We start from the raw sequence: 10,520 nt of genomic DNA, 5'->3' as shown, positions 1-10,520 counted from the left end.
TGATCCAAGCCCCCCGCGGCTTCCTCCTTCCGAGGTTTGTCAACGCGAGCCGCCACCTCCCGGCCGCCCACGTCGCGCCGCGGCCCGCATCGAAAAACCTTCAGGGGAGCCGCCATTCGCTGCATTTGCGTGGATGTCCGGTGAGCGGGACGAAGTGAGCTTTCGCTGCGGTTGCGCCAAAGGCCGCTATAAACATCTCCATTGGTGGCAATCCATCGCGCACCCTGACGATTACGCGGCCGTGGCCTGTCGCGTTTGACTCGCCCGAACCTCGTCACGCAGACGCTCCGCTTCATATCGTTCCATGGCAGCGTCCACGTCCCATTTGCGGATTTCTCTTGCAGCTGCGGAGGTGTGTTTGGCTGTCGCGCCGTTTGCGATCTGATGGCGGACCTCGCCGACCTTCAGACAGGTGAAGGCGGCAGTGCCGTTAAGCGCGGCCCCCGGCTGTGTGACTGGCCCGAATATGTCGATCAGCACGCGGCGCTCTGCGCGAGTCAACCCGTTGACCACCATTGGCCCCAGCAACAGCGATTCAGACAGACAACCGTTGGCGGTGACCACTTCGTGACGGTCGCAGGCAAAATGTATCCACGTGATTTTGGTCTTGCCCTTCATATGGCGAATACCGGGGAGTTTGGTCAGCGCCTTGGCGGGCGCAAAGGCCTTGGTGTCGAAATACCGGGTCAACTGTCCACCACCGCCAACCAGAATCCGGTGCTGGGGCGACACGATCAGGTCTTGCGCGGGCAGGCCTTTGCCCAAAGCCCCTGCCGCAATAAGGACAGGCTTACTTTCAACTTCGACGTCTTCGAGGGGGTGATCGCCACTGCGCACCCAGCGGATTTCCTGAGGTCCGTGATCTGCGGTCAACACAAGATCACCGGGGCATAGCAATTCGACTGCGCGTGGTCCATCAGGCGTGTCGATTAGCGTGCCGGGGGCGTAGCAGGGGACGGTGCCCGCATTCGGCGACGACTGTGCGGAGTAGGTGTTCCCGCCGTCGGTTGATTCCATTGATTGACCTGACGCCGTCAAGTCGCCCAGTTGATCTGCGGTCTGGCCAGCGGCCGCTCCGTCAACCGCGGTTATCGAACTGGAAAAGGAAATGAACTGGACCACGGTACCAGTCCCGTCCACCAAAGCATATCCCTTGGTCGCGCCCAGATCCGTAAAGCCCGTGGTGTTATTATCAATCAGATAAACGTCTTTTCCGGCCGTCGTGCTGACCACGCTGCCTAAATCAAGGCTTTGTGAGACTGTCCCGTCGTCTTTGTAGATTTCGACTGTCCAACCAGATGTATCCGTGCCGGCTGGAGCCGCGATTTCAATGAAATCGTGGGGAGCGTTTCCTTCGTAGTAGATTTCCGAGAAAAAAGCAGACATGGCGGCTCCGATTGTTTTGACGGAACCTTAGTGGCAGTGGGTAAAAGCGGATTTTGTACTGGTGGAATTCTTTCCATCAAAGCGACTAAAATTATTGGGAAAAAGCGCCAGCAGCCCCAAAATGCTGTGTCCTAGCTGTCGATCAATACCAACCTCGCGCTGGTTCTCCAAGCGGTGTTCGGCCTCTCGGTCCTGCACTCTGATCTCCTCATACGCCGCCGCTGGCGTGGATAAATCGGCACCGCGTGAGGCTTTGTCCAGTCGGTCCAAGGACTGTTCCGCTACGTCCCGCACACGTGCGTAAATCACAGCCAGCCACGCACCCAATAAAGGCAAATACGACATTCGTTCCGTGTGCAGCATTAGTCAATTAGGGCTCGGAGCCGTCATTCGCTGCGCGGACCATGAACGTCGGCACTGGGCCGTCCACGAAGGACGGCCCGGCAGGTCAGATTTCGACCGACTCGGAGATCGAAAGTGCGTCCTCCAGCTCGACGCCGAGGTAACGGACGGTGCTGGCCATCTTCGTATGACCAAGCAGGAGTTGAACTGCACGGAGGTTTCCGGTCTTGCGGTAGATCTGGGCGACTTTGGTCCGTCGCATCGAGTGCGTGCCGTATGAGCTCGGTTCGAGGTCGATCGAGGTGACCCAGTCCCGTACCAGCCGTGCGTATTGTCGGGTGGAGATGTGCAAGCGTTCATGAAATCGACCGGGCCAGAGATGTTCCGATCCGATCATCTGTGGCTCATCGATCCAGCGCGCGAGCGACTTACGGGTGCCCTCGGTGATCTCGAAGCGGACAGGTTTCTGAGTTTTGCTTTGGATAATCGAAGTGCGCTCTTTGACCTGGCCTGCTGCATAGACATCCGCGACTTTCAGTTTTACCAGATCACAGCCTCGGAGCTTGCTGTCGATGGCGAGGTTGAAAAGGGCAAGATCACGGTGATTTACGGAGATCTCCAAGCGCACGCGAATGGCCCAGACGTGCTTGGGCATGAGCGGGCGCTTCTGGCCGGCGACGCGCCCCTTGTTCCAGGCTGGGCGGCAGGCGCGAATGGCAGGTAAGTTGGCAATGGGCATGATGGCTCCTACGATCCGCCACGCCCTGCCACGACACCAACCCGACGTTGGTGCGCCATCTTATCACGCAGATCCGGCGGCGCGGCCAAGGTCGGAAAGGAGCCCAGGGTGACCGCGTTGGTCGAAGGAGGCTTCGCAGTTGCAGCATGGGCGCGCATGTCGGGGCGGCCCACAGGAGAAATTGACCGCCAACGTGGATGCCGCGGTGCGGCATCACCAGACCGGTCTTTCGCGGCATTAAAAATGCGAAGCCAGCGCGAATACACTAAATGAGGCGCGAAAAGGGGGGCGTTGTCTAACTTGCACGCGCTTTTTTGCAGCGCCTTGGCCAAGGCCCTCCCTTTCGAGACGTTCGGAATAACTCATCGATTTGCGCGATACAAACCCCGCCCGAAACGCAAACCGCTTCTTGCCGGCAAGCGGGTATTCTGTTGCCCTCGTCTGAAATAGCAACCCTCCTGGCTGCCAACCCGACAGCGGCCCAAACCGTTCAAGCCGTCGGTTCCGCGCCCGGTTTGTCGGCACATTCGTTGAAACACCGGATCTCGCAACCGGCGCAGATTGGGTCGGACGCCCGGGCGACGGCCGGTCGGATGGCATCCGACTTGTGCGAATGCACGTGGTCAGCGCCAAGTTCATCCAGACAGTGCAGCCGTTTGAGCACGTTCAGGACGCTCGGATTGGCGGCGATCAGGTGAAGGTCGTTGCCCTGCGCCCGCGCGCGACGCGCCTCGGACAGGATGAAGTCGGCACCGGAAAGGTCGATCTTGCCGACCCCCTTGAGGTTGAGGATGCAGGTCTTGCAACCGTCCTTTTCCTCGATCCGCCGGAATTCGCGTTCGACATGCTCGATCGAGGCAAAGAACAGCGGGCCCTCAATGCGCACGAACCGGATCTGCGGGCATTGCGGCAGGTTGAAGGACTCGGCATTCATGAAAACCCGCCGACCGTTCACTTCTGTCGGAGCGCCGACCGCGACCAGCGGATGCGCGCTCTTGTTCAGAAAGATCGACAGCGAGGCGACGACACCGACGAGGATCGCGAAGTCGAGCCCCGAGAGGATTCCGGTCAGGAACGTGGCGGCAAGGATAAAGGTCTCGGACCGGCTGGTCGTGACGATGTGGCGGATCTCGGCGATGTTGATCAGCCGCCATGCGACGTAGAGGATGATCGCCGCCATGGCGGGCACCGGCACGAACCGCACGAACGGCGCAAGCAGGAGGAGCAGAACCACCAGGAACCCGGCGGAAAAAACTGCCGACATCGGCGAGGCCGCGCCGCTCTCCGCGTTCAGGCCGGAGCGGGTGAAGGAGCCTGACCCCGCGTAGCAGTGAAACAAGCTGCCGGTGAGGTTGGAGAGACCCTGGCCGACCATTTCCTGATTGCTGTCGTAGGTCTCGCCGCACCTGATGGCGAAGGATTTGCCGATCGAGATCGCCTCGAGCAGGCCGACGCAAGCCACGGCGGCGGCGGCGGGCAGCAGCGCGCCAATGGTGCCTATCGTCAGGTCCGGTGCCTCGAACGACGGCAACACCGCGTCGAGCGGCGCGAACATTGCGACCCCGGAGGCCTCGGCACCCAGCAGGACGGCGGCGAGCGAGCCAGCCACCAGCGCGATGATGTATCCCGGCAGGCGGCGGCTGATGCGAAAGGACGCGATCAGGCTGGCCAGCGTAATCGCAGAGATGATCACTGCGTCGATGTTCAGCGCACCCACGTCCTCGACGACACGCGACAGGCGGTGCAGCACGTCACCCTCTCCGCTTGCGAGACCAAGCGCCGGGCCAAGCTGAGACACCGCGATCAGGACGGCGGCGGCGGCGGTGAACCCCACAATGACCGAGTGCGAGATGAACGCTATCAGCCCGCCCAGCCCCGCCATCCCGGCCGCGAGTTGCAGCACGCCGACGAGGAAGGTCAGCACCAGCGCCAGCGCGATGTAGGTCACGCTGCCGGGCACGGCCAAGCCGCTCAGCGAGGCAAAAAGCACGGCGGAAATCGCAGTGGTCGGCCCCGAGACCATGACGCGCGACGAGCCCCAGAGGGCGGCGACGACGGTCACGATGATCGCGGTAAACAGGCCGAATTCCGGCGGCAATCCGGCGATGATGGCAAAGGCGACGCCCTGCGGCAGCACGATGGTGGCGCCCGTCAGCCCGGCAAGCGCGTCGGCTTTCCAGGAAGCCGGCGTCTGCTCAAGGAACCACGGCCGTACAGGAGAGAGGCGCTGCAGGACTGCGCGTGCCAAGGCCATCGGATCATCCGGCCTTGTGGGTTTTCCCGGCGCGGACCGCGTCCGGCCCGAGAACCTCGCGCAATTCGTCCTCGTTGCGATAACCGATCAAGATGCCGGCCTTGGCTTCGCCCAGGCTCGGGTCTCGGTCTGCGATCCACGCGTCGGAGCGGGTTGTGCGTTGCGATGTGCGGCGTGCCCAGGCAAACAACAGCTTTTCCATGCGGGCGCATTCCGCCCGATGCGCCGGATCGGCGCCAAGGTCGGTCAGTTCGTCAGGGTCGTTTTGCAGGTCGAAGAGCATCGGGCGGAACCCTTCGGCGAAGATGTACTTCCAGCGCCCGTCGAACAGCATGGTCAGCTTTGCGTCCTTGACCTCGACACCCAGTCGCCGCCGGACCTCGCGCATGGAATAGTCGTATTCCGAGACCGCGACTTCGCGCAGGCTGTCGCTCTGGCCGTGCAGCAGCGGCATCAGCGAATGCCCCTCGATGATATGCGGCACTGCCTCGCCACCGAAGAAGTCGAGGATCGTCGGCACGACGTCGATCGCCTCGACCAGCGCGGGAGATTTCAGCCCACGGGTGGCATCGGCCTCTGCGCGCGGGTCAACCACGATCAGCGGGATGCGGGCCGAGGCGTCGTGAAACAGTTCCTTCTCGCCCATCCAGTGATCGCCGAGGTAATCGCCGTGGTCTGAGGTGAAGACAATCATCGTCTCTTCGGTGAGACCCTGCGCATCAAGGAAAGCCATCAACCGGCCCATCTGATCGTCGATCTGCTTGATCAGGCCCATATAGGCGGTCAGCACCCGCGTACGGGTGCCATCGTCGCAAAAGGCCCGGCTGACGCGTTCCTCCATGAAGGCACCATAGACGGGATGGGGGTTCTCGCGCTCTGCCTCGCTGCGCACCGGGTCGAGATGCGTCTCGGGGCCGTACATGTCGTGATAGGGCGCGGGCACGATATAGGGCCAGTGCGGCTTGATGTAGCTCAGGTGCAGGCACCAAGGCGTGTCGCCCGCCTCGCGGATGAAATCCATCGCGCGCGAGGTGATATAGGGGGTCTCGCTTTCCTCGTCTGCTGCGCGCGCGGGCTTGTCCGCGTTGTCCATGAACCAGCCGCTGAGAATGTTGCCCTCCTCGTCCTCGGCGCTATTGGCCACCGTCTCCCAAGGGTTTTCGTCCGCCCAACCACGCTGCTTCATGAACTGGTCATAGGCTTTGTTGCGCGGATAGCGCGGGCCGTTGGGGTGCAAGCCGTCCTCCCGCTCGAAGGGCTCGAAGCCGCATTCCGCCACGAGCACGCCGATCTCGCTGTCCGGCGCGAGGCCGAGGCGCTTCATGCCATCGACATCGGCGGTCATGTGGGTCTTGCCGCAAAGTGTCGTGCGCACACCCAGAGGGCGCAGGTGGTCGCCCAGGGTCATTTCTCCCACCTTGAGCGGGATGCCGTTCCAGGTGGATCCGTGTGAGGCGACGTAGCGCCCGGTGTAGAAGGACATCCGCGATGGGCCACAGATCGGCGATTGCACGTAGGCACGGTCGAACAGCACCCCGCGTGCCGCCAGAGCGTCGATATTCGGCGTCTGCAGATGCGGGTGCCCGGTGCAGGACAGGTAGTCCCAGCGCAGCTGATCGCACATGATGAATAGAACGTTCTTGGTCATGATCGGGGCCCACCTGATAGTCGGACCGGGGCGCTGCCGCCCCGGCCATCTGCCTGTTTACCCGCGTGCGACGTCGGGGATCGAGACGCCAAGCTCCTCGAGCGCCCGCAGCGCGCCGGGGTGCAGCGGCATGTTGAGGTCCGCCACTGCCGCTTCCGGCGTAATCGCCTTGAGCCACGGTGCGCCGTCGCGCATCTCGGCCACGCCGTCGAAGAACGTCTTGGTCATGTCGTAGATCATCGCTTCGTCTGCGGACTCGTTCGTGACGATGCCGACGGTGACGCGCAGGGTGGTCGCGTCCTCGTCGTTGACCTGGTTGTCGCCATAGACCCCCGCTGGCAGCGTGCCGAGGCCGAAGCCCGGGCGGTTGGCCAGCGCCTTGACTGCGTCGGTTTCCAGCTGATCGGCGGGAATGCCGAGGAAACGGATCGGGTTGGTCACCGCGATCTGGGTCAGCACCGGGCTGGGCGCGTTGGTCGGGTTGCAATAGATGTCGAGGTTGCCGTCCTGGAACGACGCGGCGGCGGCGTCCCAACCCAGTTTCACCGCTTCGTAATCCTCGCCGGCCTTCAGGCCGGTGACCGCCTCGAACAGCCGTTGCATGGTGGCATAGGCCGCACCGCCCGGAGGCCCGAGGAAGACCCGCTTGCCCTTGGCCTGATCCAGCGAGGTGATGCCCGACGACTCGTAGACCGCGATGTGATAGACACCCATCGGGAAGTTCAGCACCGTGCGGAGCTTCTTGGAGAGTTCCGGCGCCTGGTCCATCTTTTCGAACATGGCACGCTGGTTCGCCATCAGCGCATGCAGCGCTGGCGAAGACATGCAGAACGCGGTCTTGCCCATCGCCACTTCCAATACGTGGCGGGTGGCGGCGCCGGTGGCGTTGATCTGGATCTCGTAGTCCGGCAGTTCGCGGTTTATAATATTGGCGAAGGTGGTCATCACCAGGTTCGGGCTGGTGCCCGGGCCCAGCGTCGACATGCGCAGCAGTTCCTTGGCAAAGGCGGCGCGGGGCAGCATCGCCAGCGTCGCGGCGGCGGCGGTGCCGGCCAACAGGCTACGGCGGTTGAGAGTGGTGGTCTTCATGATTGGTTTCTCCTCCATTGCGATCATGAAATTTGGTTCTTGCCGGTCAGCTCCAGCCGGTCGACGTACATCAGCACCATTGCGGCAGCGGCGGCGATCCACGAGACCAGCGGCCCGAAGAAAACCAGCGCCACGGCCAGCCCGAGCCCCACCGGCAACATGTAGGCCTTGCCGCGGCGGGGATAGCAGGCGCGCGAGATCAGGATCGTCGCGAGCAGGACGAACAGGATCGCCTGCGCCGAGTCTGCCAATGGGAAGCCTGTCCCCAGCAGCAGCGCGGGCTGGTAGATAAAGGCAAACGGGATCACGAAGCCCGGCAGGGCCAGCCGCGAGGCTTCGAGGGCCGTGGCCATGGGGCTTGAGCCCGCGATTGGTGCGGCAGCAAAGGCGGCCAGTGCAACCGGCGGGGTGATCGCCGACAAGACGCCGAAATAGAGCACGAACATGTGGGTGTGGACGATCGGCACGCCGAGTTTCTGCAGCGACGGGCCCATGACCAGCACGATGATCAGATAGGCCGGCACCGTCGGCATCCCCATGCCGAGCAGCAGGCAGGCGATGGCCATCAGGATCAGCGATATGATCAGCTGGTCTTCCGCAAGGCTCGACAGCAGCGAGGCAAAACGCAGCCCCACGCCGGTCAGGTTCAGCACGCCGATAACGATGCCCACCGCGCCGACGATGACCACAAGCTGCGCCGAGATCAGGCCGGCGGAGCGGATGAACTTCAGCCAGGCCGCCCCGTTGAAGAGCAGATCGGGACGCACGGCAAAGCCCAGCAGCGCGGCCAGCGCGACGCCGACAAATCCGGCATAGGCAGGCGACGAGCCGCCAACCATGGTCACGACGATGCCCGCCAGTGCGAGGACAAAAATCCCCATCTGCACCAGCTCACGCCAGTTGAACGAAATGTCGGGACGCGGCTCGTCGGCCAGATCCATGTTGCGCGCGGCACTGGAGATCGCGACGAAGAGGCCGCCGTAATACAGCAATGCGGGCACGGCCGCGGCGGCGCAGATCGTCAGATACGGCACGCTGGTGACATCGGCCATGATGAAGGCCACGGCCCCCATGATAGGCGGGGTGATCTGGCCGCCGCTGGAGGCCGCGGATTCGACCGCCGCCGCGAACCGGGGCGAGAACCCGCGTTTCTTGATCAGCGGAATGGTGATGACCCCGGTGCCCACGACGTTGGCCACAGCAGAGCCTGAAATCGTCCCGAACAGGCCGCTGGCCACGGTGGCCGCGGCGGCGGGGCCGGAGCGCATCCGCCCGGTGGCGGCCATTGCAAGCCGCACGAGCACGAGGTCGATGGCCAGAAGTTCAAGCAGCGCGCCGAAGACGATGAAGATCAGGATGGTCGAGACCACTGTCGCCATCGGACGCCCGAAGACCCCGTCGAAGGAATACCACAGCACGGTCATCAGCTCTTCGGTCGAGATCCCGGCATGCCTCAGAAAGCCCGGTGCCATATGGCCGAAGGCGCCATAGGCCAGCAGCACACCGGCGACCACCGCCATCACCAGGCCGACCGAGCGCCGGGTCAGTTCGATCACCGCGATGAGCCCGAGAAAGCCCATCCAGATGTCGGTCGAGGTCAGGAAGTAGAGCCCGGTCTCGATCTCTTCTGCGGCCCGGAAATACTGATAGACGCTCAATGACAAGGCAATGGCGATCACCGCCAGAAGCCCACGGTCCATAAGGCTCGCGGAGCGGCCGATGGCAGACAGGATGATCAACAGACCGCCCGCGAGCAACATGCCGACCCGCAGGTAGGAATCCGAGAAAACGCCGAAGACCGACACGTAGAACACCACACCGATGACCAAGAGCGACAGCCCGGTCACGGCGTGATCCAGATAGGCGACTTTTCTGACTTCCGACACGGTATCCTCCCAGATGCGCCCCCGCCGGCCCGCTCTAGAATCGCGTTTCCTCGCGTGGCAGGCATGCGATGGAGCCTACATCACCGCTGCATTTCCCGCGACGTTGCGTTACACTAGGTGAAACGGAGTGCTTGTGAAACGGAACAGATCCATCGAACGCGGTCTGACGGTGCTCGAGGTTGTCCATGCCTCCGGCGCCAGTTCGCTTGCGTTTCTCGCAAAGCAAACCGGGCTGTCCAAACCGACACTTTTGCGGATCTGTACCACACTGGAACATCGCCGCTGGCTGACCCGCAGAAGCAGTGACGGATGTTATCAGCTGGGCTCCGCATTTCCGCATGCCGGGGGCATGCCGGATTTGGTCGACAGACTCGTGGCCGTCAGCAAGAGCGAAATCGTCAGGCTCTCCGAAGAAACCGGACTGGGCGTCGATCTTGCCGCCGCGATCGGAGGCGGCCGGACCGAGATTGTCGATACCACGCGAACGTTCAAGAAGCATGGGGTTTACCCGGATTCGGTCGGGTTTCGTCCCTCGCCGATCCTTTCGGCGCTTGGGGCCGCGTATCTCTCGGGCCTCTCGGAGGGCGGACGGGCCGAGGCACTGCAAGAATTAGTCAAACGACTGCCACGGGAAGACGCCGCGGCCTTGTCGCAGTTGCCGAAAATCCTGAAATCGATCTCGGAAAACGGTTATTCCGCCCGCGCCCACGGGCATTGGGGGCGGGCGGTGGATTACGGCGAGCTTCCGGCGGCGATTGCGGTTCCGATCCTGGCTGGCGCGGAAGTGGTCGGCGCAATCAACCTGGTCTGGAATGCCGGCGATCAAACGGTCGAGACCGTCGCGAAAAACCACCTTTCACGCCTTCAGGCGACAGCGGAAACCATCGGGCAGAGATACGCAGGAATTGGCTGACGCGGCGGTCTGTCAAGCTGCAGAGCGGCGATTTGTGCCGCGAAGCCGGTGATCGCCGACTCCGCAAGGCGTGCCGTCGACGCCTGCGAGGCGACTTCGGTCGTCACGGCTGACCTCCCTTCGTGGGCAACACGGTGCCCGCGCACGCGCCGAAGCCGATGCGGTAGCCGTTGCCCTGGGCGTGGCCTTGAAGGACCACGGTATCGCCATCCGCAAGGAAGGTGCGGGTCTGGCCGCCCTCAAGCGGGATCGGGTCCTTGCCG

The 10,520-nt window shown here is 63.1% G+C and carries 8 protein-coding genes and 1 pseudogene; 1 reads left to right on the top strand and 8 read right to left on the bottom strand.

Features of this window, described 5'->3' with window-relative positions; translation table 11 throughout:
* Positions 1–231 precede the first annotated feature (231 nt).
* The 7 genes from ACXYMN_RS19580 to ACXYMN_RS19550 form a co-directional block, all read right to left on the bottom strand.
* The gene (locus ACXYMN_RS19580; RefSeq protein WP_459015746.1) at positions 232–1,386 is read right to left on the bottom strand and encodes a Hint domain-containing protein; all 1,155 of its coding nucleotides are present in this window, start codon (positions 1,384–1,386) and stop codon (positions 232–234) included.
* A gap of 27 nt (positions 1,387–1,413) precedes the next feature.
* Positions 1,414–1,656: a hypothetical protein gene (locus ACXYMN_RS19575; protein ID WP_459015744.1), complete on the bottom strand. Its 243-nt coding sequence runs from the start codon at positions 1,654–1,656 to the stop codon at positions 1,414–1,416.
* A gap of 178 nt (positions 1,657–1,834) precedes the next feature.
* Positions 1,835–2,467 carry a tyrosine-type recombinase/integrase gene (locus ACXYMN_RS19570; RefSeq protein WP_459015742.1) on the bottom strand — a complete coding sequence of 211 codons (633 nt, stop codon included), beginning with the start codon at positions 2,465–2,467 and terminating at the stop codon, positions 1,835–1,837.
* 490 nt (positions 2,468–2,957) lie between these two features.
* Positions 2,958–4,715 (bottom strand): SulP family inorganic anion transporter, encoded by a 1,758-nt coding sequence (locus ACXYMN_RS19565; RefSeq protein WP_459015741.1) that lies wholly within the window; start codon positions 4,713–4,715, stop codon positions 2,958–2,960.
* 10 nt (positions 4,716–4,725) lie between these two features.
* Positions 4,726–6,369 carry an alkaline phosphatase family protein gene (locus tag ACXYMN_RS19560; RefSeq protein WP_459015739.1) on the bottom strand — a complete coding sequence of 548 codons (1,644 nt, stop codon included), beginning with the start codon at positions 6,367–6,369 and terminating at the stop codon, positions 4,726–4,728.
* 57 nt (positions 6,370–6,426) lie between these two features.
* Positions 6,427–7,458 (bottom strand): TAXI family TRAP transporter solute-binding subunit, encoded by a 1,032-nt coding sequence (locus tag ACXYMN_RS19555; protein ID WP_459015737.1) that lies wholly within the window; start codon positions 7,456–7,458, stop codon positions 6,427–6,429.
* 23 nt (positions 7,459–7,481) lie between these two features.
* Positions 7,482–9,344: a TRAP transporter permease gene (locus ACXYMN_RS19550; RefSeq protein ID WP_459015735.1), complete on the bottom strand. Its 1,863-nt coding sequence runs from the start codon at positions 9,342–9,344 to the stop codon at positions 7,482–7,484.
* A gap of 127 nt (positions 9,345–9,471) precedes the next feature.
* Here ACXYMN_RS19550 and ACXYMN_RS19545 point away from each other — a divergent pair, with 127 nt between their 5' ends.
* Positions 9,472–10,257, top strand: a complete 786-nt coding sequence (locus tag ACXYMN_RS19545) for an IclR family transcriptional regulator (RefSeq protein ID WP_459015733.1) — start codon at positions 9,472–9,474, stop codon at positions 10,255–10,257.
* A gap of 103 nt (positions 10,258–10,360) precedes the next feature.
* On the opposite strand, the pseudogene ACXYMN_RS19540 reads toward ACXYMN_RS19545, so the two are convergent.
* Positions 10,361–10,520, bottom strand: a pseudogene (locus ACXYMN_RS19540) (fumarylacetoacetase); the annotation flags it as partial.

It is taken from the genome of Roseivivax sp. CAU 1753, from assembly GCF_054482575.1.
Note: the sequence above shows the minus strand (reverse complement) of the source record. Positions and strands in the feature narration are given on the sequence as shown.